The sequence below is a fragment of the Pseudomonas sp. LAMO17WK12:I10 genome, from assembly GCF_900215185.1.
GTDB lineage: Bacteria > Pseudomonadota > Gammaproteobacteria > Pseudomonadales > Pseudomonadaceae > Aquipseudomonas > Aquipseudomonas chlororaphis.
Genome location: NZ_OBDX01000010.1, coordinates 80,124 through 102,836, shown reverse-complemented (window position 1 = coordinate 102,836; position 22,713 = coordinate 80,124). Strand labels below are relative to the sequence as shown.

At 63.5% G+C, this 22,713-nt stretch carries 26 protein-coding genes; 12 read left to right on the top strand and 14 right to left on the bottom strand.

The window, feature by feature from the left end; genetic code table 11:
- Positions 1-38: 38 nt before the first annotated feature.
- From CRO75_RS13550 to CRO75_RS13540, 3 genes are all read right to left on the bottom strand, one after another.
- Entirely contained in the window at positions 39-950 is a 912-nt protein-coding gene (locus CRO75_RS13550) for an acyltransferase (RefSeq protein WP_007929847.1), read from the bottom strand.
- Positions 943-3,042: a phosphate acetyltransferase gene (gene pta / locus CRO75_RS13545; protein WP_009042204.1), complete on the bottom strand. Its 2,100-nt coding sequence runs from the start codon at positions 3,040-3,042 to the stop codon at positions 943-945. The genes CRO75_RS13550 and pta overlap by 8 nt, the downstream gene beginning before the upstream one ends.
- 62 nt (positions 3,043-3,104) lie before the next feature.
- Positions 3,105-3,443 (bottom strand): DUF3565 domain-containing protein, encoded by a 339-nt coding sequence (locus CRO75_RS13540; protein ID WP_081002212.1) that lies wholly within the window; start codon positions 3,441-3,443, stop codon positions 3,105-3,107.
- Between CRO75_RS13540 and CRO75_RS13535 the strand changes: the two genes are divergently transcribed.
- The 3 genes from CRO75_RS13535 (at position 3,412) to CRO75_RS13525 (ending at position 5,825) form a co-directional block, all read left to right on the top strand.
- Entirely contained in the window at positions 3,412-3,897 is a 486-nt protein-coding gene (locus tag CRO75_RS13535; protein ID WP_007929845.1) for a peptidylprolyl isomerase, read from the top strand. The two genes, CRO75_RS13540 and CRO75_RS13535, sit on opposite strands and share 32 nt — an antisense overlap.
- Positions 3,898-4,032: 135 nt before the next feature.
- On the top strand, positions 4,033-4,515 hold the full coding sequence (locus CRO75_RS13530) for a glutathione peroxidase (RefSeq protein WP_009042206.1): 483 nt from the start codon (positions 4,033-4,035) through the stop codon (positions 4,513-4,515).
- Positions 4,516-4,721: 206 nt separating this feature from the next.
- Positions 4,722-5,825 carry an NADH:flavin oxidoreductase gene (locus tag CRO75_RS13525; RefSeq protein WP_097135936.1) on the top strand — a complete coding sequence of 368 codons (1,104 nt, stop codon included), beginning with the start codon at positions 4,722-4,724 and terminating at the stop codon, positions 5,823-5,825.
- Between the two features lie 88 nt (positions 5,826-5,913).
- Here the strand turns inward: CRO75_RS13525 and CRO75_RS13520 are convergent, their stop codons facing one another.
- A complete protein-coding gene (locus CRO75_RS13520; RefSeq protein WP_097135934.1) occupies positions 5,914-7,113 on the bottom strand; it encodes a glycosyltransferase family 1 protein in 1,200 nt (399 codons plus the stop codon).
- Between the two features lie 40 nt (positions 7,114-7,153).
- Complete coding sequence (cysZ, locus tag CRO75_RS13515) at positions 7,154-7,909, bottom strand: sulfate transporter CysZ (RefSeq protein ID WP_025806444.1); 756 nt, start codon at positions 7,907-7,909, stop codon at positions 7,154-7,156.
- 308 nt (positions 7,910-8,217) lie between these two features.
- Here cysZ and trxB point away from each other — a divergent pair, with 308 nt between their 5' ends.
- Positions 8,218-9,174 carry a thioredoxin-disulfide reductase gene (gene trxB, locus CRO75_RS13505; protein WP_009042210.1) on the top strand — a complete coding sequence of 319 codons (957 nt, stop codon included), beginning with the start codon at positions 8,218-8,220 and terminating at the stop codon, positions 9,172-9,174.
- A 76-nt stretch (positions 9,175-9,250) separates the two neighbouring features.
- Here the strand turns inward: trxB and CRO75_RS13500 are convergent, their stop codons facing one another.
- The 6 genes from CRO75_RS13500 to CRO75_RS13475 form a co-directional block, all read right to left on the bottom strand.
- Entirely contained in the window at positions 9,251-9,589 is a 339-nt protein-coding gene (locus CRO75_RS13500; RefSeq protein WP_097135932.1) for a HopJ type III effector protein, read from the bottom strand.
- Positions 9,582-9,878 (bottom strand): DUF1244 domain-containing protein, encoded by a 297-nt coding sequence (locus tag CRO75_RS13495; protein ID WP_009042212.1) that lies wholly within the window; start codon positions 9,876-9,878, stop codon positions 9,582-9,584. The genes CRO75_RS13500 and CRO75_RS13495 overlap by 8 nt, the downstream gene beginning before the upstream one ends.
- A gap of 37 nt (positions 9,879-9,915) precedes the next feature.
- Positions 9,916-10,287, bottom strand: a complete 372-nt coding sequence (folX, locus tag CRO75_RS13490) for a dihydroneopterin triphosphate 2'-epimerase (RefSeq protein ID WP_007929829.1) — start codon at positions 10,285-10,287, stop codon at positions 9,916-9,918.
- Between the two features lie 2 nt (positions 10,288-10,289).
- The gene (gene folE / locus CRO75_RS13485) at positions 10,290-10,850 is read right to left on the bottom strand and encodes a GTP cyclohydrolase I FolE (protein ID WP_007929828.1); all 561 of its coding nucleotides are present in this window, start codon (positions 10,848-10,850) and stop codon (positions 10,290-10,292) included.
- A gap of 21 nt (positions 10,851-10,871) precedes the next feature.
- Entirely contained in the window at positions 10,872-11,582 is a 711-nt protein-coding gene (gene folM / locus CRO75_RS13480) for a dihydromonapterin reductase (protein ID WP_097136013.1), read from the bottom strand.
- 162 nt (positions 11,583-11,744) lie between these two features.
- Positions 11,745-12,317, bottom strand: coding sequence for an antibiotic biosynthesis monooxygenase (locus CRO75_RS13475; RefSeq protein WP_097135930.1), 573 nt, complete (start codon positions 12,315-12,317; stop codon positions 11,745-11,747).
- 213 nt (positions 12,318-12,530) lie between these two features.
- Here CRO75_RS13475 and CRO75_RS13470 point away from each other — a divergent pair, with 213 nt between their 5' ends.
- Positions 12,531-13,490, top strand: a complete 960-nt coding sequence (locus CRO75_RS13470) for a MerR family transcriptional regulator (protein ID WP_097135928.1) — start codon at positions 12,531-12,533, stop codon at positions 13,488-13,490.
- A 31-nt stretch (positions 13,491-13,521) separates the two neighbouring features.
- On the opposite strand, the gene CRO75_RS13465 is transcribed toward CRO75_RS13470, so the two are convergent.
- Together CRO75_RS13465 and CRO75_RS13460 are read right to left on the bottom strand one after the other, a co-directional pair.
- On the bottom strand, positions 13,522-14,127 hold the full coding sequence (locus CRO75_RS13465; protein ID WP_009042216.1) for a hypothetical protein: 606 nt from the start codon (positions 14,125-14,127) through the stop codon (positions 13,522-13,524).
- A 55-nt stretch (positions 14,128-14,182) separates the two neighbouring features.
- Positions 14,183-14,656: a PAS domain-containing protein gene (locus CRO75_RS13460; RefSeq protein ID WP_097135925.1), complete on the bottom strand. Its 474-nt coding sequence runs from the start codon at positions 14,654-14,656 to the stop codon at positions 14,183-14,185.
- Between the two features lie 156 nt (positions 14,657-14,812).
- On the opposite strand from CRO75_RS13460, the gene CRO75_RS13455 reads away from it, so the two are divergent.
- The gene (locus tag CRO75_RS13455) at positions 14,813-15,268 is read left to right on the top strand and encodes a flavodoxin (RefSeq protein ID WP_097135924.1); all 456 of its coding nucleotides are present in this window, start codon (positions 14,813-14,815) and stop codon (positions 15,266-15,268) included.
- On the opposite strand, the gene CRO75_RS13450 is transcribed toward CRO75_RS13455, so the two are convergent.
- A complete protein-coding gene (locus CRO75_RS13450; RefSeq protein WP_097135921.1) occupies positions 15,249-16,145 on the bottom strand; it encodes a LysR family transcriptional regulator in 897 nt (298 codons plus the stop codon). The two genes, CRO75_RS13455 and CRO75_RS13450, sit on opposite strands and share 20 nt — an antisense overlap.
- 111 nt (positions 16,146-16,256) lie before the next feature.
- On the opposite strand from CRO75_RS13450, the gene CRO75_RS13445 reads away from it, so the two are divergent.
- The 6 genes from CRO75_RS13445 (at position 16,257) to CRO75_RS13420 (ending at position 22,710) form a co-directional block, all read left to right on the top strand.
- On the top strand, positions 16,257-16,643 hold the full coding sequence (locus tag CRO75_RS13445; RefSeq protein ID WP_007929806.1) for a CidA/LrgA family protein: 387 nt from the start codon (positions 16,257-16,259) through the stop codon (positions 16,641-16,643).
- Entirely contained in the window at positions 16,633-17,319 is a 687-nt protein-coding gene (locus CRO75_RS13440) for an LrgB family protein (protein ID WP_085529852.1), read from the top strand. The genes CRO75_RS13445 and CRO75_RS13440 overlap by 11 nt, the downstream gene beginning before the upstream one ends.
- A 153-nt stretch (positions 17,320-17,472) precedes the next feature.
- Positions 17,473-18,255 (top strand): class II aldolase/adducin family protein, encoded by a 783-nt coding sequence (locus tag CRO75_RS13435; RefSeq protein ID WP_009042221.1) that lies wholly within the window; start codon positions 17,473-17,475, stop codon positions 18,253-18,255.
- Entirely contained in the window at positions 18,255-19,157 is a 903-nt protein-coding gene (locus CRO75_RS13430; RefSeq protein WP_097135919.1) for an alpha/beta hydrolase, read from the top strand. The genes CRO75_RS13435 and CRO75_RS13430 overlap by 1 nt, the downstream gene beginning before the upstream one ends.
- 212 nt (positions 19,158-19,369) lie before the next feature.
- Entirely contained in the window at positions 19,370-20,281 is a 912-nt protein-coding gene (locus CRO75_RS13425) for an SDR family oxidoreductase (protein WP_097135917.1), read from the top strand.
- Between the two features lie 635 nt (positions 20,282-20,916).
- A complete protein-coding gene (locus CRO75_RS13420; protein ID WP_097135915.1) occupies positions 20,917-22,710 on the top strand; it encodes a DUF1302 domain-containing protein in 1,794 nt (597 codons plus the stop codon).
- The last annotated feature ends 3 nt before the right edge of the window (positions 22,711-22,713 follow it).

The window sequence follows — 22,713 nt, the reverse complement described above, 5'->3', positions numbered from 1 at the left end:
CTTTTTTGTGGCCTTGAAAAGCTATCGCGGATGTTCCGTTATTTGCCCGGATATTCCCGATGCATCTGTTCCAGCAGCGCATCCTTGTTCTGCCACAGCTGGTTGATCCAGCCCTGGAACTCCAGGCGGTACACGCCATCCTGGTCGTAGTTCTTGCCGATGAACTGCGGCGGGATCGGCAACTCCTCGAAATGCACCACCACCTCGTTGACCTTGCCGCACAGCAGGTCCCAATAACCCGGCTGGCCCGCCGGATAATGAATGGTGACGTTGACGATGGATTCCAGTTGCTCGCCCATGGCGTCCAGCACGAAGGCGATGCCGCCGGCCTTGGGCTTGAGCAGGTAGCGGAACGGCGAGGCCTGTTGCGCGTGCTTGGCCTGGGTGAAGCGTGTGCCCTCGACGAAGTTGAAGATGCCCACCGGGTTGTCGCGGAATTTCGCGCAGGTCTTGCGGGTGGTCTCCAGGTCCTTGCCCTTTTTCTCCGGGTGTTTTTCCAGGTAGGCCTTGGAATAGCGCTTCATGAACGGGAAGCCCAGGGCCCACCAGGCCAGGCCGATCACCGGGACCCAGATCAGCTCCTGCTTGAGGAAGAACTTCAGCGGGCGGATACGCCGGTTGAGCACGTACTGCAGGACCATGATGTCGACCCAGCTCTGGTGGTTGCTGGTGATCAGGTACGAGTGCCGGTAGTCCAGGCTGTCGAGCCCGCTGAGGTGCCAGCGGGTGTGCCCGAGCAGGCTCATCCAGGCCTTGTTGTTGCTGATCCAGGCTTCATGGATGTGGCTCATCAGCCAGTCGGTGAAGCGCTGGGCCGCCGGGAAGGGCAGCAGCAACTTGAAGATCGCCACCACGAACAGCGGGGTGCAGCAGACGATGGTGTTGAGCGCCAACAACAGCGAGGCGATCACGCCCCGCAGCGGTGCAGGTAGAAAATCCAATTTACACATCCAGGGGTCGGTTGGCGGCTTGAATCGCGGTCAGGGCGATGGTGTAGACGATGTCGTCGACCTGGGCGCCGCGCGGCAGGTCGTTCACCGGCTTGCGCAGGCCTTGCAGCATCGGCCCAAGGCTGACGCAGTCGGCGCTGCGCTGCACGGCCTTGTGGGTGGTGTTGCCGGTGTTCAGGTCGGGGAACACGAAGACCGTGGCCTTGCCCGCGACCAGGCTGTTGGGCGCCAGTTGCTGGGCCACGGCCTCGTTGGCCGCGGCATCGTATTGCAACGGGCCGTCGATCAGCAGCGAGCTCTGGGCTTCATGGGCCAGCAAGGTGGCTTCGCGGACTTTCTCCACTTCTTCGCCACTGGCCGATTCACCGCTGGAATAGCTGATCATCGCCACCCGTGGGGTGATGCCGAACGCGGCCGCCGAGTCGGCGCTTTGCAGGGCGATCTCGGCCAGCTCGCTGGCGCTCGGGTGCGGGTTCATCACGCAGTCGCCGTAGACCAGCACCTGCTCGGGGAACAGCATGAAAAATACCGACGACACCAGGGTGCAACCCGGCGCGGTCTTGATCAACTGCAGGGCCGGGCGGATGGTATTGGCGGTGGAGTGGATCAGGCCGGACACCAGGCCATCGACTTCGTCCAGGGCCAGCATCATGGTGCCGATCACCACCGGGTCTTCCAGCTGCTGTTCGGCCATCGGCGCGTTGAGGCTCTTGCTCTTGCGCAGCGCCACCATCGGCTCGACGTAGCGTTCGCGGATCTGGTCCGGATCAATGACTTCCAGGCCAGGCGGCAGCTCGATGCCCTGGGCCCGGGCGACCGCCTCGACATCCGCCGGCTTGGCCAGCAGCACGCAACGGGCGATGCCGCGTGCCTGGCAGATCGCCGCGGCCTGCACGGTCAGCGGCTCGCTGCCTTCGGGCAGGACGATGCGCTTGTTGGCTTCCTGGGCGCGCTGGATCAACTGGTAGCGGAACACCGCCGGCGACAGGCGCATTTCCCGCGGCGTGCCGCAGCGCTGGTGCAGCCACTTGGCGTCCAGGTGGCTGGCGACGAAGTCGGTGATGATCTCCGCGCGCTCGCGGTCGTCGATGGGGATTTCCTTGTTCAGGCCGTTCAACTGGTTGGCGGTGTCGTAGGAACCGGTGCTCACCGACAGCACCGGCAGGCCGGCATTCAAGGCGCCACGGCACAGCTCCATGATCCGTGGGTCGGGCAGGGTGTCGCTGGTCAGCAGCAGCCCGGCCAGGGGCACGCCGTTGATCGCCGCCAGGCTCACGGCGAGGATGATGTCGTCGCGATCGCCGGGCGTCACTACCAATACGCCGGGCTTGAGCAGCTCCACGGTGTTACGCATGGTGCGCGCGCAGATGATGATCTTGGTCATGCGCCGGCTTTCGTAGTCGCCGGCGTTGAGCACCTGGGCGCCCATCAGGTCGGCGACGTCGCGGGTGCGCGGTGCGTTCAGTTCCGGTTGGAAGGGGATGCAGCCGAGCAGGCGGAAGTCGCCGCTGCGCAGCAGGGGCGAATGCTCTTTCAGACGAGCGGAAAAGGCTTCCATGCTTTCGTCGGTCCGCACCTTGTTGAGGATCACTCCCAGCACTTTTGGGTCGCGCGGGCCGCCGAACAACTGGGCCTGCAACTCCACGCGACCGGACAGCTCGGTGAGCACTTCGTTTTCCGGGGCGGACACCAGGATCACCTCGGCGTCCAGGCTTTTCGCCAGGTGCAGGTTGACCCGCGCGGCATAGCTGGCGCTGCGGGTCGGCACCATGCCTTCGACCACCAGCACGTCCTTGCCGACGGCCGCCTGCTGGTACAGGGTGATGATTTCTTCCAGCAGTTCGTCCAGCTGGCCGTCGCCGAGCATCCGTTCGACATGGGCCAGGCCCAGCGGCTGCGGCGGTTTCAGGCCATGGGTGCGGGCCACCAGCTCGGTCGAGCGTTCAGGGCCGGTATCGCCTGGGTGAGGCTGGGCAATGGGTTTGAAGAAGCCGACCTTGAGGCCGGCCCGTTCCAGGGTACGCACCAGCCCGAGGCTGATGGAGGTCAGACCCACACCAAAATCGGTGGGCGCGATAAAAAAAGTTTGCATGCGGATTCTCGACGGGTGCATGGCAACGGTGAGTCGCTTATGTTTACTGCTCTACCGGAAATTCAGGCGCCAAGGTTAGCGCTAACCGAGCCTTGTGCGCACCAACCGCAGGCAAAGGGCTGGCCTATTTTTTCCGCACGCTTGAGCGGATCCAGGATCCAGGCCCGGGATTGCCAGGGCGGCTGGTGGCGCAGGTGCTGGGTATGGCCACAGGACAGCTCGACGACCCAGTGGCCATCTTCATCCTGATGAAAGCCGACGATCGTCGAGCCTGGCGTCAGGTTCCGTTTGTCCGGGTTCCGTTCGCTTTCGGGCGATTGCTTCGCTAAACTTGGACGTTCTTCATTCTTATGCAAAAGGTCTCGCCCCATGCTGATCGCCGCCAACAAGGCTGTCTCCATCGACTATACCCTCACCAACGACGCTGGTGAGGTCATCGACAGCTCCGCCGGCGGCGCACCGCTGGTCTACCTGCATGGCGCAGGGAACATTATTCCAGGCCTGGAAAAGGCCCTGGAAGGCAAGAACGTCGGCGACGAGCTGAGCGTTGCCGTTGAGCCGGAAGATGCCTATGGCGAATACGCCGCCGAACTGGTCAGCACCCTGAGCCGCAGCATGTTCGAAGGCGTCGACGAACTGGAAGTGGGCATGCAGTTCCACGCTTCCGCTCCGGACGGCCAGATGCAGATCGTCACCATCCGCGACCTGGACGGCGACGACGTGACTGTCGACGGCAACCACCCGCTGGCCGGCCAGCGCCTGAACTTCAAGGTCAAGGTTGTCGACATCCGTGACGCCAGCCAGGAAGAAATCGCCCATGGTCACGTCCATGGCGAAGGTGGCCATCACCACTGATTTCTGCGCTAAGCTCAAATCTGACTGGAGAGGCGCCCGAGGGCGCCTTTTTAGTCGGCGGCTTTTATCGCCGGGCAACAAGCGGTACTGTCGAGTGGCTGTTTTCTGCAAGAACACGGGAATTTGGAGTTCGTCATGAGTGCTTTTCACGACCTTAAATTGAAAGCCCTGGATGGTCAGGAGCTACCGCTCGCGCCTTTCAAGGGGCACGTCGTGCTGGTGGTCAACGTCGCCTCCAAGTGTGGTCTGACACCACAATACGCGGCGCTGGAGAACCTCTACCAGCAATACAAAGGCCAGGGGTTCAGCGTGCTAGGCCTGCCGTGTAATCAGTTTGCCGGGCAGGAACCGGGCTCCGAGCAGGAGATCCAGGAATTCTGCAGCCTCAACTACGGGGTGACCTTTCCGTTGAGCAGCAAGCTGGACGTCAACGGTCCGGAGCGCCATCAGTTGTACCGTCTGCTGGCGGGCGAAGGGGCGGAGTTCCCGGGCGACATCACCTGGAATTTCGAGAAATTCCTGCTGGGCAAGGACGGCCGCGTCCTGGCGCGTTTCTCGCCACGCACCGCGCCCGACGATTCGACGGTCATCCAGGCCATCGAAAAAGCCTTGAGCTGAATCTGCACGCCGGGCCCCGCTGCCCGGCCGGTTTTACCGCGCGTTCGCGCACCTTCGCTTTCCTCCGCTTTGGCACCTTAATCACCCCGATCAATAGTGCTGGGCGTTGCCGGGAGCACGGAATATTATCGCCATCATAAGGCCGTCGGTGTACCCGCCCGACTTGCCATTTCCCGCGATTAAGACCGTCACCCCTGGAGTACCGCATGCCCGTTCAAGCCTTGTTCAAACCCTTTCAGCTGGGTGCCCTGGAGCTGTCGACCCGGGTGGTGATGGCGCCGATGACCCGTTCGTTTTCCCCAGGTGGCGTGCCGAACTCGAAAGTCATCGAGTACTACCGTCGTCGCGCCGCGGCCGGGGTCGGCCTGATCATCACCGAAGGCACCACGGTCGGGCACAAGGCCTCCAACGGCTATCCGAACGTTCCGCGCTTTTATGGCGAAGCGGCCCTGGCCGGCTGGAAGAAGGTGGTGGACGCGGTGCACGCCGAAGGCGGCAAGATCGTTCCGCAGCTGTGGCATGTGGGCAGTGTGCGCCGCCTGGGCACCGAGCCGGACGCCAGCGTGCCGGGTTACGGCCCGTCGGAAAAACTCAAGGACGGCCAGGTGGTGGTCCACGGCATGACCCAGGACGACATCGGCGAAGTGATCGCCGCCTTCGCCCAGGCCGCCAAGGATGCCCAGGACATCGGCATGGACGGCGTGGAGATCCACGGTGCCCACGGCTATCTGGTCGACCAGTTCTTCTGGGAGGGCAGCAACCAGCGTACCGACGAGTACGGTGGCGACCTGGCCCAGCGTTCGCGGTTTGCCATCGAGCTGATCCAGGCCGTGCGCGCCGCGGTGGGCCCTGGCTTCCCGATCATCTTCCGCTTTTCGCAGTGGAAGCAGCAGGACTACAGCGCCCGCCTGGTTCAAACCCCCGAGGCCCTGGGCGAGTTCCTCAAGCCGCTGGCGGACGCTGGCGTGGATATCTTCCACTGCTCTACCCGGCGTTTCTGGGAGCCGGAGTTCGAGGGTTCCGAGCTGAACCTGGCCGGCTGGACCCGTCAGCTCACCGGCAAGCCGACCATCACCGTGGGCAGCGTCGGCCTCGACGGCGAGTTCCTGCAGTTCATGGTCAACACCGACAAGGTGGCGCAGCCGGCGAGCCTGGAAAAGCTCCTGGAGCGCTTGAACAACGATGAGTTCGACCTGGTAGCGGTAGGGCGCGCGTTGCTGGTGGACCCGGACTGGGCGCAGAAGGTGCGGGACGGTCGCGAGCAGGACATCCTGCCGTTCAGCCGTGAGGCGTTGATGACGCTGGTCTGAGCGCGGCCCCGGAAACACCGTCGCGGGCAAGCCTCCTACAGGATCACGAGGCTTGCCCGCGATGCTTTTGGCCCTGATGTTTTCAACGCTAGGGCAACAACCGCCCCTCAGGCACCACCACTTCTTCCGTGCAAGCGCCGCGCAGCTGGCTTTCAAACTGCTCGATGATCGCCGCCCAGCCCTGGCGGCTGGCGTGCTGGCGGGCATTGAGGCGCACCCGGCGCAAGGTCTCGGGATCTTCCAGCAGCCAGCTGGCGGCATCGCAGAACGCGCATTCGTCCCCGGGCATCGCCAGCACACCGTTGTAGCCATGGCGAATATGCTGGGCCGCCGCGGCCTGGTCGTAAGCCACCACGGCCAGCCCCGAGGCCAGGGCCTCCAGCACCACGTTGCCGAAGGTTTCGGTCAGGCTGGGGAACAGGAACAGATCCCCCGACGCGTAGTGACTGGCCAGCGCTTCGCCGCGTTGCGAGCCGCAGAACACGGCGTCCGGCAACTCCTTCTGCAGGACCGCGCGTTGCGGGCCATCGCCCACCACGATCAATTTCATCGACTGCTGTGGATAAGTGCTCTGTAGCTGGGCGAAGCAGCGTTTGAGCAGGCCCAGGTTTTTCTCCGGCGCCAGGCGGCCAACGTGAATCACCGCGATATCGTCGTTGCCCAGGCCCCAGCCTTGGCGCAGTTCGTTGAGGCGCTTGGCCGGGTGGAACAGCTGGCTGTCGACCCCGCGCGACAGCAGCGCCAGGCGTTCGAAGTTGCGCCGCTCCAGCTCCAGGCGCTGGCTGGCGCTGGGCACCAGGGTCAGCTTGGAGCGGTTGTGGAACCAGCGCAGGTAGTGAGTCAGCAGGCGCGTCAGCAAACCCAGGCCGTACTGGCTGGAGTACTGCTGGAAGTTAGTGTGGAAACCGCTGACCACGGAGATCCCCAGGCGCCGCGCCGCCCGCAGCGCGGACAGGCCCAGTGGGCCCTCGGTGGCGATGTACAGCACATCCGGGCGATGGCGTTTCCAGCGCCGCAGCAGCTTGTGCATCGACGACTGGCCCCATTGCAGCCCCGGATAACCCGGCAGTGGCCAGCCGCGGCACAGCAGCAGGCCGTCGTCGCTGATCCGGCTCTGATCGCTGCCCTGGCGCGGGCGGATCAGTTCCACCTGGTGTCCACGGGCGCGCAATCCATCGCACAGGCGGCCAAGGGTATTGGCCACGCCATTGATTTCCGGTGGGAAGGTTTCGGTGATCAGAGTGATATGCAGAGCTGTCGTCATGGCCTCAGTGTCAGCCGAGGCCATGTCGTCATTGTGACGTTGCGATGATGGATTTGTGACCCGCTCAGCCTTGCTGGGCCACCAGGTTTTCCGCGCCGCGCTCACGCACCCAGAACAGCGTCGCCCCGGCCACCGCCGCCGGCATCATCAGGATGTTGACCACCGGGATCAGCAGCACCAGATAGACGATCCCGCCAAAGCTCATGCTCTGCCAGCGCTTTTCCCGCAGCCAGGCGAGCATCTCGTTCCAGCCCAGCTTGTGGTTGTCCGCCGGGTAGTCGATGTATTGGATCGCCATCATCCACACGCCGAACAGCAGCCACAGCGGCGCGGCCACCAGGTTCACCACCGGAATGAAGGACAGAATGAACAGGCCGATGGCCCGCGGCAGGAAATAACCCAGCTTGCGCATTTCCCGGGCCAGGGTGCGCGGGATCATGGCCAGCAGTTCGGCCCAGCTGAAGGGCGGGAAATCGTCGGTGCCGCGGACCACCACTTCGACTTTCTCCGCGAGAAACCCGTTGAAGGGCGCGGCAATCACGTTGGCCAGCATGGTGAAGGTGAAAAACACCATCAGCAGCACCAGCACCACGAACAGCGGCCAGAGGATGTAGCTGAGAAAGCTCAGCCAGTCCGGCAGGGAAGGCATCAGGGTGTCGACCCACAGGCTGAACTGATGGCCGGCGAAATAGATCAATCCGACGAACAGCACCAGGTTGATAGCCAGGGGCAAAAGGACGAACAGACGCAAGCCGGGGCTGAGCACCAGCTTGAGGCCTTCGCGCAGGTATTGCGGGCCGGACAGAACGGGGGCGGGCATAGGGAGCTCCTAGGGGAAAACGCGCCGACCTTACCGGCTTTGCCCCACCGGCGAAAGCGCGGTCGCAAGGTCGACATCAACTGTAACAAAGGCGCCGGTAAATACACCGATACCGGATAGAGACCTCCTATGAGCTGGATTGTTAAACCGTATTTCCTTAATCTTCGCCCCCTCTATACGCTGCACCCATTATTTTTCGGACGGGCGAACCTGAAGCCTTCCCCAAGTGCTTTCGCCGTCCTTTTTTATTCCAGCCGGCAATCCGGCGTTCCGCGCCAGTGATCCGGGCCGGTCGATAGGAGTGAGTCATGTCTGATGTACGTCATTCGCGTGTGATTATTCTCGGTTCCGGCCCTGCCGGTTACAGCGCCGCGGTCTATGCCGCCCGCGCCAACCTGAAGCCGCTGCTGATTACCGGCATGCAGGCCGGCGGTCAGCTGACCACCACCACCGAAGTCGACAACTGGCCGGGCGACGTCCACGGCCTGACCGGCCCGGCGCTGATGGAGCGCATGCGTGAACACGCGGAGCGTTTCGAGACCGAAATCGTCTTCGATCACATCAATGCCGTGGACTTCGCCGCCAAGCCATACACCCTGACCGGCGACAGCGCGACCTACACCTGCGACGCCCTGATCATCGCCACTGGCGCCAGCGCCCGTTACCTGGGCCTGCCTTCGGAAGAAGCGTTCATGGGCAAGGGCGTGTCGGCCTGCGCAACCTGCGATGGTTTCTTCTATCGCAACAAGCCAGTGGCCGTGGTCGGTGGCGGCAACACCGCTGTCGAAGAAGCCCTGTACCTGGCCAACATTGCCAGCAAGGTCACCCTGATCCACCGTCGCGATACCTTCCGCGCCGAGAAGATCCTGATCGACAAGCTCAATGCCCGGGTTGCCGAAGGCAAGATCGAACTCAAGCTGAACGCCAACCTGGACGAAGTGCTGGGCGACAACATGGGTGTCACCGGCGCGCGCCTGAAGAACAACGACGGCAGCTTCGACGAAATCAAGGTCGACGGCGTGTTCATCGCCATCGGCCACACCCCGAACACTTCGCTGTTCGAAGGCCAGCTGGAGCTCAAGGACGGCTACCTGGTCGTGCAGGGCGGCCGTGAAGGCAACGCCACCGCCACCAGCATCGCGGGCATCTTCGCCGCCGGCGACGTGGCCGACCACGTGTACCGCCAGGCCATTACCTCGGCCGGCGCCGGCTGCATGGCCGCCCTGGACACCGAGCGTTACCTGGATGGCCTGCAGAACGCTTGATTCTCAGACCGTTGCAATGAAAAAACCGGCCCAGGCCGGTTTTTTTGTATCTGCTTCTTCTGTAGGAGCGAGCGGGTCAGCGGCGCTTGAGTGGCTGCTGGGCAAACTTCACACCCGCCAGGCCATGGGCGATCAGCGCGCGGATATTGCCGTGGTCGCTGCCTTCAGGGGTGGCCAGTACCGAGCGGTAATGTTCGCCGAACGCCAGCAGCGCTTCTTCGTCGCTCAAGCCTTCCAGCAGGGCCAGGCCCAGGGTCTTGCACGAACCTTCGTTCTGCCCGGCGGCGTTTTCCACGCCACCGTTGTTGAAGGCCTGCGGCTGGTAGTCGTAGCCCGCGGCGATAAAGGCCAGGGTGTCGGCGAAGACATGCTCCCCACTCTTGAGGCTGGCGCGCAGGGGGTTCAGGTCAGTCATTGGGTTTTCCTTTGGCGAACGCCGCTTGCTGCTCGGCGCTGGCTTCTTTCTGGTAGAGGTTCTTCCACTCGGCGTAGGGCATGCCATACACCACTTCACGGGCGTCATCGAGGCTGACCTCGATCTGGCGCTCGTCGGCCTCGGCCTTGTACCACTTGGACAGGCAGTTGCGGCAGAAGCCGGCGAGGTTCATCAGGTCGATGTTCTGCACGTCCTTGCGGCTGTCCAGGTGTGCGACCAGGCGGCGGAAGGCGGCGGCTTCGAGTTCCAGGCGTTGTTGCTCGGTCATGTTCGGCTCTGTGCGATCAAATGTGGCGCGGATGATATCAGCGGCTGGCCGCGAGGGTGATCGACACCGACTCGGCAAAACGCAGGGCGTGGGGTTTGTCGACTTCGACCTCGGCGTACAGCACCGATTCGTTGGCCATGATCAGATCGAGGATTTCCTGGGTCAGGCGCTCGAGCAGGGCAAAGCGGTTGCCCTCCACGTGAGCGATGATCGCCTTGGTGATGGTGCGGTAGTTCAGCGCATGGTCGATGTCGTTGTCGCGCACGGCTTCCTGCGCGGCATACAGGATGGTCAGGTTGATCAGCACATCCTGCTTGTTGAGGATCTCGTCCTCGTTGATTCCGATGAAGGTCCGCAGGCACAGGTCCTTGACCCGGATGCGAGCCATTCCTGGCTGAAGTTGTGGCATTGCTACTTGCTCCGTCCGATCAATTGCAGGAATTCCTGGCGCGTGGTGCTCGAATCGCGAAAGGCGCCGAGCATCACCGAAGTGTGCATGGTCGAGTTCTGCTTCTCGACACCGCGCATCATCATGCACATGTGCTGGGCTTCGACGACCACCGCGACGCCGGCGGCCTGGGTTACCCGCTGCACCGCGTCGGCGATTTCCCGCGTGAGGTTTTCCTGGATCTGCAGGCGGCGGGCGAACATGTCGACGATCCGGGCGATCTTCGACAGGCCCAGCACCTTGCCGGTGGGAATATAAGCCACATGGGCCTTGCCGATGAAGGGCAGCAGGTGATGTTCGCACAGGGAATAGAGTTCGATGTCGGCGACTATGACCATTTCATCGTTGTCGGAGGCGAACAGCGCGCCATTGACCACCTCGTCCACCGACTGGCTGTAGCCATGACACAGGTACTGCATGGCCTTGGCCGCGCGTTGCGGGGTGTCGAGCAGGCCTTCGCGCTCGGGGTCTTCGCCGAGACCCTTGAGGATCTCGCGGTAGTGCTGGGGCAGGGAAAGCGTCATGCAACGTCCTCGCGGGAAGCCTTACTTGAGGTGCCGCCCGCCGTTGACGGTCAGGGTCGTGCCGGTGACATAAGGGTTGTCGAGCAGATAACGCAGGCTCTGGTAGACCACCTCGCAACCGGGTTCGATGCCCAGGGCGGACTTGGCCAGGGCCTTGGCGCGGTACGCCGCGTCGTCGTCGGGATTGAACATTAACAGAGCCGGGGCGATGCCGTTGACCTTGATCGTCGGGGCATATTTCGCCGCGAAGGACAGGGTCAGGCTGTCGAGGCCGGCCTTGGTGGCGCAATAGGCGATGTGCTTGCTGCTGCCGCGGCGCGTGACGTCGTCGCCGATGTGCACGATGTCGGCGGGGCTGGAGCGCCGCAGCAGGTCGGCGCAATGCAGGTTGATCAGGTAGGGCGCGAGCATGTGCACGCTGAACATGTCGGCGAAGGCCGCGCTTTCCTGGCCGGGCGTTTCCTCCAGCCATTGCGAGGCGTTGTGCACGATCGCCCGCAGGCTGTCGGTGTGCTCGTGCAATTGGCTGATGAAGGCCTGGATCCCGGCTTCGCTGGAGAAGTCGGCGAACAGGGCAATCGCGCCAAGCTCGCGCAACGCCTGTACGCCGGGGCGTTCGGTGCGATAGCTGATGATCACCCGGTGACCGTCTTCCAGCAGGCGCAATGCGCAATGCAGGCCGACACGCTGGCCGGCGCCGGTGATCAGGATCGGGGCAGGGGAAGTAGTCATGAACGGCTCGCGTCGCAGGTAGAGCAAAACTATACCAGCGCGGGGCGGGGTTCGCCCAAGCCGCTGCAGGAGCGAGCGGGCGGCGATCCGACTTGCCCGCGACGATGGCGCCGCGGTCTGTCTGGCAGACCGCGTTATCGTTCATCGCCGGCGAGCCGGTTCCTACCGGTGGCTCTGCGGGGCGGGTGCTGTCGGCAGCGGACGGGGCGGCGTGCTGTTCAGCCACCCGGACAGCAGGCGGGTGGACAGTGGAATGAACCAGTAGACCATCAGCGGCGTCAGGGCCAGGGTGCTGACGAGCACGCGCGGCGCCAGGCTGAGTTCGCCCAGCAACGGGCTGAGGATGAAGTTGAAGATCAGCGACACCGGGAAGAACGCCAACCAGATGGCCACCGCCTGCTTCCAGCGCGGAGGGCGCTGGCCGGTTGCGCCGAACCAGCCGTCGATGCCGCTGACCCGGTGTTCATGGGGATGGGCGAACAGGTCGCTGCCGCGGGCCAGCCAGGCGGTGCGCGAGGCGGAGTGCTCCCAGACGTGCAGGGTCTGCTCGTCGGCGAAGCGGAAGATGATCTGGAATTCGTCATCGTCGGGCGGCGGAGCGAGCACGCCGGAGCCGAGATAACCGGGAAAGTCGGTGGCCAATTGTTCGCCTTCGCGCAGCCAGGCGATCAGGTCCTGGTAACGGCCATCGGCGACACGCCGGGCGACCATCAGGGTAACGGGTGAGGTAGACATTATGTATCTCCGTAAAACCAATGCGCTGCCTGGGTAAGGCCGTACGCCGGACGCAGCACCGGGGTGTTGGGCTGCGTCTTGAAAGCAAGCAAGGATTATTCCTGATTGTGACAAATACACCAGAGGCAGCGGTCGCTTTGCCCTGTGTTGAAGAACTGTCACCGATGGGGAGTAGAATGGCCGTCACTTTATCCATCGGTGTTTTCTGCCCAGATGCCCGTTATTACTGAACTTTCCCGCCCGACACAGCCCCTCGACCAACCCTCGCAGGACGATCTGTTTCCAATCCGGGAAGTTTCACGGCTCACGGGGATCAACCCGGTGACCCTGCGGGCCTGGGAGCGTCGTTATGGATTGATCCAGCCGACGCGCACCGAGAGTGGGCACCGTTTGTATTCGATGCACGATGTCGAGACGGTCCGCGAGATCCTCGGCTGGATCGATCGAGGTGTCGCGGTCAGCAAGGTCGGCAAGATCCTCGCCAAGACCCGGGCCGCCCGCGAGGCGCCGCAGGCCATGCCGGGCGACAGCGCATCGGGCGATTACCTGCAGTGGCAGGGGCAACTCAAGCGGGCGGTCGGCGGCTTCGACGAGCCGCACCTGGAGCGGCTGTACGGCCAGATCTTCTCCAGCTATTCATTGTCGGTGGTGTTCCAGGACATCCTCATGCCGTTCTGGCGGCAGCTGGCGCAGTACCAGGAACCTTACGGCCACACCAGCGAATGGCTGTTCTTCGATCACTTCCTGCGTTCGCGGGTCTCCCAGCGCCTGCTGTTGCAGCGCGGCCAAGCGCTGCGCCCGGTGCTGCTGGCGGCGCTTGCCGGGCAATGCCGGGAACTGGAATTGCTGGTGGCGGCGCTGATGCTGGGCAGTGCCGAGTTGGAAGTCCGGGTGCTGGCGCTGGGGCAGCCGTTCGACGAGCTGACCCTGGTCTGCGAGAAGATCAAGCCCCAGGCGCTGGTGCTGTTTTCCAATCACGCGCCGGCGCCGGAGCTGCCTCGACGCTTGAACCGCCTGGCGCTGACCCTGGAGTGTCCGCTGATGCTGGCGGGAGATGTCGCCGAGCTGGCCCAGGACAGCCTGAGCGCTTCGCCGGTGGGCTGCCTGGGGAGTGACGGGCGTTTGATGATGCAGCGCCTGCGGCAGTTTCTCAGCGGTACGCTCGATACCTGAGCTGATACCCAGGCAGCCAAAAGCTGCGATTTCAGATGTGCAGGTTGGGGTGTGCCAGGCGGTGCTGTTGCAGGATGAACTGGCGCAGGCGCTCGGTTTCATCCGTGTCGCTCTGGTTCAACCGATAGGCATAGAAGCCGGCGTCGGTCTGGCGTTCGAGGCGGCCGCGCAGGGCGATGCGCTCGTAGCCCGACGGGCTGAACCACTGGGCGAACTGTTTTGGCGCTTTGGCCCGGTTGCGGATTTCCAGCAACACGCTGTTGAACGACACCTCATGCACCCACAGCGCAGTGGGCTGCCCCTTGGCGTTTTCCAAGGCCACCGGCTCCGCCAGCGTCAGGCGCCAGGGGCGGACCCTCGGCCCGTCCTCGAAGATGCTCGGCACGCCCAGGCGCAGATGCAGCGCGTGGAACTCGTCTTCCACCAGGTGCAGGGGAAAGCTCATCTGCTGGTTTTCAAAGTGCGCCTGAATGGTCACTTGCTCATTGGCCGCCAGGCGGGTGAGCAGGTCGCGGATCTGTGAGCCTCCATTCACCAGCAGGCTCGAGTTCGCATCCCGCATGTTGAGTTGCGGGTTGTGCTGCATGGTCTGAATGAAGTCCAGTTCATCCTGGGTGAGGAGAGCGTCACGGCGCATGATGTTGCTCGAAGGGGAAGGTGACAAAATCATTGGTGATTAAGCGTACTGACAACTAATTCGGCATCTTGTTAGCGCCGCTCGTCGCCTGGAAAACGGCGAGTTCCGCGCGGGTTTCGGCCAGCTCCTTTTCCACCTGCGCCAGCCGTTGCTGGGCCTTGACCTGGACCGTCACATCTTTCTGCACCCCGACAAAATAGGTCAACTGGTCGCTTTCGTTGAACACCGGGGTGATCGACAGTTCGTTCCAGAAGTGACTGCCGTCCTTGCGGTAGTTGCGCAGCACCTGGCGGCAGGGCTGGCCGCTATCCAAGGCCTGGCGAATCAGCGGGATTCCCGGCTGGTCACGGTCGCCCGACTGGAGAAAGCGGCAATCCTGATACAGCACCTCGTCGGCGCTGTAGCCGGTGAGCCGTTCGAACGCCGGGTTGACGTAGATGATGATGTTGTCTTCGCCTTCCTGTTCGGCCACGACAATCCCGTCGTTGGAGGCGTTGATCACCAGTTGCAGCAGATGGGCGTTGATCATCGGAGGCTTTCCGCAGTCGATCGGCAGGTGGCGGCAATTCTAAGACATGGCGCGAAGCTGTCCACTGGCCATGATGGGTAAATCGCGCTACAAGGCTGGATTTTTTCGTGCAACTGTTAATATCCCAGTCTTTTACTCAGCTTCAGGATCAGATTGATGAAAGTCGCCATCCTTTCCGGCTCGGTGTACGGCACGGCTGAAGAAGTCGCCCGGCACGCCGCCAAGCTCCTCAATGCCGCAGGTTTCGAAGCCTGGCACAACCCGCGCGCGACCCTGGCGGATGTCCAGGCGTTTGGCCCCGAGGCGTTCCTGGCCGTGACCTCGACCACCGGCATGGGCGAGTTGCCGGACAACCTGCTGCCGCTGTATTTGGCCATTCGCGACCAACTGCCGGCGGCCTGGCGCGGTTTGCCCGGCGCGGTGATCGGCCTGGGTGATTCGAGCTATGGCGACACCTTCTGTGGCGGTGGCGAGCAGATGCGCGAACTGTTCGCCGAGCTGGGCGTGCGTGAAGTGCTGGCAATGCTGCGCCTGGACGCCAGCGAAAGCGTGACCCCGGAAACCGACGCCGAGCCTTGGCTGGCCGACTTGATCAGCGCTTTGCGCGGCTGACCGGACGCTCGCGCAAAAGCGCCAGCCAGGCTTGTGCGGCCTTGGACAGATAGGCGCCCTGGCGCCAGATGAAGGCGATGTCCCAGCGCAGGTAGTCGGGCGCTTGCAGCGTCAGGCGTACCACGCCAGGCCGCACCAGGCCGCGCGCCACCACGCTGGGCAACAGCACCACGCCTTGCCCGGCGGCTACCAGGGCGGCGAGAAAGTCCGCCTGGCCGCTGCGCCCACCTTCCTTCGGGGTGAACCCCACCTGCTGACAGGCCTGCAACAGCCGGTCGTTGAGCACAAAGCTGCGTTGATAAAGCAGGAACGGCGTGTCCGCCAGTTCCTCCAGGCGCACCTGGGCCTTGATCGCCAGTGGATGGTCGGCCGGTAGCAAGGCATCCAGCGGTTCGTCGCAGAAAGGCTGATAGGCGAAGGTCGGATCCTTGGGTGTCAGGCTGCCGCCGATCTCCAGTTCGCCGTTGAGCACCGCCTGCTCGATATTCAGGCTGCCGCCTTCAAGCAACTGCACGCTGATGTTCGGGTAGCGCCGGCGGTACTCGGCGAACAGGCCGGCGAACAGTGCGTCGCTGCCCAGCAGGGGCAGGCCCAGGCGCAATTCCCCACGAGCCAACAGGCTCAGGTCGTCCAGCTCGCTGAGCAACTCGTTGCGCAGGCGCAGCATGCCTTCGGCGCGTTGCAGCACCACGCTGCCGGCGGCGGTGAGATGAATATGCGAGCCCTGGCGATCCAGTAGCGGCGTGCCCAGGCTCTGTTCCAACTGGGCGATCTGCTTGCTCACCGCCGACTGGCTGATGTGCAGGGTCTTGGCGGCCTGGGTGAAGCCGCCCTGGTGAATCACTTCGACAAAGCTGCGCAGCTGTTTGAAGTCCATGGGGTTGAGTCCGTGCTCTTGATTCCATTTTGGAATGGCTTCCAGTCTAACAATTCGCTTCGGTGATGGCAGGCGCTTGCCTAAAATGCAGGCCTGCGAGGACCGAATTCCATGAACGCTTCCACCTTGAAACACCTGGGTCGCCTGTTATCCGAACTGGCGGTGTTGCTGGCTATTTATCTGTTCGGCTGCCAGTTGGCCGGGTGGCTGGCGTGGCCGATTCCTGGTGGGGTGATCGGCCTGGCCTTGCTGCTGTTGGCGTTCGCCCTGGGCTGGGTCAAGCCGGCGGCGTTGCAGATGGGCGCGGGCCTGCTGATGGCCGAGATGCTGCTGTTCTTCATTCCGGCCCTGATGAGCCTGCTGGACTACGGCGGCCTGCTGCGCCAGGACGGCTGGCGGATCCTGCTGGTGATTGGCGTCAGTACGCTGATGGTGATGCTGGTCACCGCGTTCACGGTGGAGTGGGTGTGCCGCTGGAGAATGCGCCATGACGCTTGAGCCCATGCCGGTGTTCTGGCTGTTGCTGACGCTCGCGGCCTATCTGTTCAGCCGCTGGATCTACCGGCGCACCGGGCGCTACCTGCTGTCGCCGCTGATCCTGGTGCCGGCCCTGTTGCTGGCGATCGCTGTGCCGCTGCACACCGCCTATGCCGAATACGCCGCCAATACCCATTGGCTGATGCTGGTGCTGGGGCCGGTCACCGTGGCTTTCGCAGTGCCGATCTGGCAGCAGCGGCAGCTGTTGGTGCGGCATTGGTCGGCGTTGCTCCTGGGCATGCTGGCGGGCAGCGCGGCGTCTATCGCCAGCTCCTTCGGACTGGCGCGGGTGCTGGCCCTGGACAGCTCGGTGACTATGTCGCTGGTGCCGCGTTCGATCACCACGCCCTTCGCCATGCCGCTGGCCCATGACCTGGGCGGCGTGCCCGAACTGACGGCGGTGTTCGTGATGTTCACCGGGGTGTTCGGCGCCATGCTCGGCGGTGTCCTGCTCAAGTGGCTGCCGCTGCGCAGCGCCCTGGCTCGCGGTGCTTTGTTCGGAGTCGGCGCCCACGGCGCCGGGGTCAGCCGCGCTCATGAAGTCGGTGGCGAAGAGGGCTCGGTGGCTGGGTTGGTGATGGTTCTCACGGGCCTGCTGAACCTGTTCGCCGCCCCTTTATTGGCGTCGTTGCTTTGACGTTTGACCTGTGCCGATTGCAACTAAAATGACCACTGACCCGCTCGGTCAGTAAGCTGGCTGCCAAGGCAACTACCTGAACCCGAGGGGCTGACTAGACTGATCCCCACGTCCAAAAAATAATAAAAAACTGCCGTCACTGAGGTCCTTGCCGTGAGCCTATCCTCCGTTCAATCGACATCGAGTGTGAAAGACCAGGTCAGCGCCGCCGAATGGCAGACCCGCGTCGACCTGGCCGCCTGCTACCGCCTGGTGGCGATGCATGGCTGGGACGATCTGATCTTCACCCACATCTCCGCCAAGGTCCCTGGCACCGAAGATTTCCTGATCAACCCGTTCGGCCTGATGTTCCATGAGATCACCGCCTCCAGCCTGGTGAAGGTCGACCAGGCCGGCAACAAGCTGATGGACAGCCCCTACGAGATCAACCCTGCCGGCTACACCATCCACAGCGCCGTGCACGAAGTGCGGCACGACGTGGCCTGCGTGCTGCACACCCACACCGCGGCCGGGGTCGCGGTGTCCGCGCAGCAGCAGGGAGTGTTGCCCATCAGCCAGCAGTCGCTGTTCGTGCTGTCGAGCCTGGCCTATCACGCCTATGAGGGCGTGGCCCTGAACCACGAGGAAAAGGCCCGGCTGCAGGCCGACCTGGGCGACAGCAATTTCCTGATGCTGCACAACCACGGCCTGCTGACCTGTGGCGGCACCATCGCCGATACCTTCCTGATGATGTTCACCTTCCAGCGCGCCTGCGAGATCCAGGTGCTGGCGCAGAACGGTGCGGCGCAACTGATCGCCATCGAGCCGCAGATTCTGGCCGGGGCCAAGGCGATGATCGCCGGGGTCACCAAAAGCGCTCAAGGCATGGGCGGCGCGCTGGCGTGGCCGGCACTGCTGCGCAAACTCGATAAACAAGACGCGGGTTATAAACTCTGATGCCTATGGCCGAGATTCCTCTGTGCGTGTGGCGCAAGCGCGGACATAGCTTCGCGTTTCGCGGCCATGCCATTCGCTACTGGACCGCGGGGCAGGGCGAGCCACTGCTGCTGATCCATGGTTTTCCCACCGCCGCCTGGGACTGGCATTACCTGTGGCAGCCCTTGGCGCAGCGCTATCGGCTGATCGCCTGCGACATGCTGGGGTTTGGCGATTCGGCCAAGCCGCGGGACCATGAGTACAGCCTGCTGGAACAGGCGGACCTGCAGCAGGCCTTGCTCGAGCATCTGGGGGTCGATGGCCCAGTGCATCTGCTGGCCCACGACTATGGCGACAGCGTCGCCCAGGAAATGCTCGCCCGGCACTACGAAGAGCGTTGCAACATGGCCAGCTGTGTGTTCCTCAATGGCGGCCTGTTCCCGGAAACCCATCGCCCGGTGCTGACGCAGAAGCTGCTGCTCAGCCCGCTGGGCTGGATGCTCGGTCGCGTCTTCAGCCGTGAGGGCCTGGCCAAGAGTTTCAGCCAGATTTTCGGCCCGCAGACCCGGCCCAGCGAAAGCGTGCTGGATGACTTCTGGAGCCTGGTGGAGGCCAATAACGGCCCGCGGATCCTGCACAAGTTGATCGGCTACATTCCTGAGCGCCGGGTGCAGCGCGACCGCTGGGTGAGTGCGATGCAGCGCGGCGAGGTGCCGCTACGGGTGATCGACGGCGCGGTGGACCCGATTTCCGGGGCGCACATGGTCGAGCGTTACTGCCAGCTGATCCCTGCACCGGATACCGTGCTGCTGGCCGGGATCGGTCACTACCCGCAGATTGAGGCCCCGGGCCAGGTGCTCAAGCACTATCTGGCTTTCCGCGACAGCCTGGAGTTTCCACCGCGAAAACTGGCCTGCTCCTGAGACACCCGCTGTCCGCAGCTATCGCGATGCTGCGACCTTGGCCTGTGCACGCCAGGCGTCGATGCGCCCCACGCCGTCGTTACCCCTCGATCATCCCCCTGCCTTATTGCGCACCATTCAGCTCCAGCCGTGTTTATTGTGACCGCCAGCCGCGTACCTGACACTCGAAGCCATTGTCCGTCTGTTGTCCATCTGGCCTGTGGGAGTTCGGTATGAGTGAGTCTGTGCGCTTCGAGAATAAAGTCGTGATCGTCACCGGTGCCGGCGGCGGTCTGGGGCAGGCTCATGCATTGCTGTTCGCCCGGCACGGGGCGAAGGTCCTGGTCAACGACCTGGGCGGTTCGACCCAGGGCGAGGGCGCCAATGCTTCGGCGGCCGACCGGGTGGTGGCGCAGATTCGCGAAGCCGGCGGCATCGCCGAAGCCAACCACGATTCGGTCACCGACGGCGACAAGATCGTACAGAACGCCCTGGATGCCTTCGGCCGGGTGGATGTGCTGGTGAACAACGCCGGCATCCTGCGCGACAAGACCTTCCACAAGATGGAAGACGCCGATTGGGACCTGGTGTACCGCGTCCACGTCGAGGGCGCCTACAAGGTGACCCGCGCCGCCTGGCCGCACATGCGCGATCAGGGTTATGGCCGGGTGATCTTCACCGCGTCCACCTCCGGCATCTACGGCAATTTCGGCCAGTCCAACTACGGCATGGCCAAGCTCGGCCTCTACGGCCTGACCCGCACCCTGGCCATCGAAGGCCGCAAGAACAACATCCTGGTCAACGCCATCGCGCCAACCGGCGGCACGCGGATGACCGAAGGGCTGATCCCGCCCCAGGTGTTCGAGCAACTCAAGCCGGAGCTGATCAGCCCGCTGGTGGTGTACCTGGGCAGCGAGAACTGCCAGGAGACATCGGGCCTGTTCGAGGTCGGCGGCGGCTGGATGGGCAAGGTGCGCTGGGAGCGCAGCCTGGGCCTGGGCTTCGATCCGCGCGAAGGCTTCTCCCCGGAAGATGTCGCCGCCCACTGGCAGCAGATCTGCGACTTCGAAGGCGCGGCGCACCCCAAGGACAACATCGAAGCCTTGAAAGAGATGATGCAGAACCTGCAGAAATACGCGATCTGAAGCAGCGCCCGCCAACCCGAACAGCCGCGGCCTGCGCGGCTGTTTGCCTTATGCCTTCATCACTGCCTTCGGCCTGATCCTGGCGCCGTTAGCCCATCGCCTGTTGCAGCGTTTCCATTGTCACGGCGAGCAGACACCTTGAGCATCGACCTGGCTTTCTACCGGGCATAAAAAAGGCCGCTGCAAGGCAGCGGCCGAAGGAAGACGTTAGATCAAGGAGCAACAAATCAACGTCAGTGAACACCCGGTGAAGATCTGAATATCGTTGCTTCAAACCTTCTGAATCCTCTTACCCCCAAGGTGGCGTGATCACACCTCTGGGCGACTCTGCGTGGCTGTTTACCGTGAGAGCGAGGCCAGAATAAGGGCTGGCTGCTCAATGAAAAATAGCGATTGTGGACAAGGACTGTTACAGCCTGGGCAACAGTGGTGCACGTCGCCCGGGCATGCCCCGCAAGGGCGCAATCCATCCACCTGATACCCGTCCATCCAGCCCGTCGATGCATCGCGCAAAGGCCCGGCTGGAGGGGGCATTCATCCTTTCGAGCGACAGCGCGAATACCTCCTTGGTGCGCTTATCGCTCCTGTGCGCCGGCAGTAGGGTGAGGCCTTCTGTCACTCACCGGGGAAGACGCATGACAAAAACAACAATGCGCGCCATCTTCACACCGCGGGCGCTGGCCGTCGCGGTGGCCTTGGGGGGCTGCGCCCAGGCGCAGGCCGTTTCATTCAACATCGGGGAGATCGAGGGGCAGTTCGATTCTTCGCTGTCCATCGGCGCCAGCTGGGGCATGCGCGATGCCGACAAGGACCTGGTGGGTGTGTCCAACGGCGGTCGCGGGCAGTCTTCCACCGGCGACGACGGGCGTCTGAATTTCAAGAAGGGCGAGACCTTTTCGAAGATCTTCAAGGGCATCCATGACCTTGAACTGAAGTACGGCGACACCGGCGTCTTCGTCCGCGGCAAGTACTGGTACGACTTCGAACTCAAGGACGAAGACCGCGAGTTCAAGCCCATCAGCGACCACAACCGCAAGGAGGGCGCCAAGTCGTCCGGTGGGCAGATCCTCGATGCCTTCATCTATCACAACTACTCCATCGCCGACCTGCCGGGCACCGTGCGCGCCGGCAAGCAGGTGGTCAGCTGGGGCGAAAGCACCTTCATCGGCAACTCGATCAACAGCATCAACCCGATCGATGTCTCGGCGTTTCGCCGTCCGGGTGCCGAGATCAAGGAAGGCCTGATCCCGGTGAACATGCTGTTCGCTTCCCAGGGCCTGACCGACCAGCTGACCGTGGAAGGCTTTTATCAGCTGGAGTGGGACCAGACCGTGGTCGACAACTGCGGCACCTTCTTCGGCAACGACGTGGTGGCGGACGGCTGCACCACGGGCTACACCGTCGGCAGCCCGGCGATCCGCCCGCTGCAACCGATTGCCGCGGCGTTCGGCCAGGGCTTCACCGTGGCCCCCGAAGGCGTGGTGATCGGCCGCGCCGGCGACCGCGATGCCCGCGACTCCGGGCAGTGGGGCACCGCCTTGCGCTGGCTGGGCGACGACACCGAGTACGGCCTGTACTTCATGAACTACCATGCGCGCACCCCGACGGTTGGCACCATCACGGCCCCGGGCAGCACCCTGGCGAGCATTCCGGGGATCGTCAGCACCGCCAACCGCATCGCCCCGGGCACCGGTTCGGCCCTGGCCCAGAGCGTGATGCTCGGTCGCGGCCAGTACTACCTCGAATATCCGGAAGACATCCGCCTGTACGGCGCCAGCTTCTCCACCACGCTGCCCACCGGCACCGCCTGGACCGGCGAGATCAGCTACCGGCCCAACGCCCCGGTGCAGATCAACACCAACGACCTGACCCTGGCCTTGGTCAACCCCATCGCCGGCGGCCTGGCGTCGCCGGTGCGGACCTCGGCGGGTGCCGACAACACCGGTTACCGGCGCAAGGAAATCACCCAGGTCCAGAGCACCCTGACCCAGTTCTTCGATCAGGTGCTGGGCGCCGACCGCCTGACCCTGGTGGGCGAGGCGGCGATCGTGCATGTCGGTGGCCTGGAGTCGAAAAGCCAGCTGCGCTACGGCCGCGATTCGGTCTACGGCCAGTACGGTTTCGGCGGCGATACCGACGGTTTCGTCACGGCCACGTCCTGGGGTTATCGCGCCCGGGCGATCCTCGACTACAACAACCTGATCGCCGGGATCAACCTCAAGCCCAACCTGTCCTGGTCCCACGACGTCAACGGCTACGGGCCCAACGGCCTGTTCAACGAAGGCGCCAAGGCGGTGAGCCTCGGGGTCGATGCCGACTACCGCAACACCTACACCGCCAGCCTCAGTTACACCGACTTTTTCGGCGGTGACTACAACACCCTCAAAGACCGCGACTTCCTCGCGTTGAGCTTCGGCGTGAACTTCTGATCC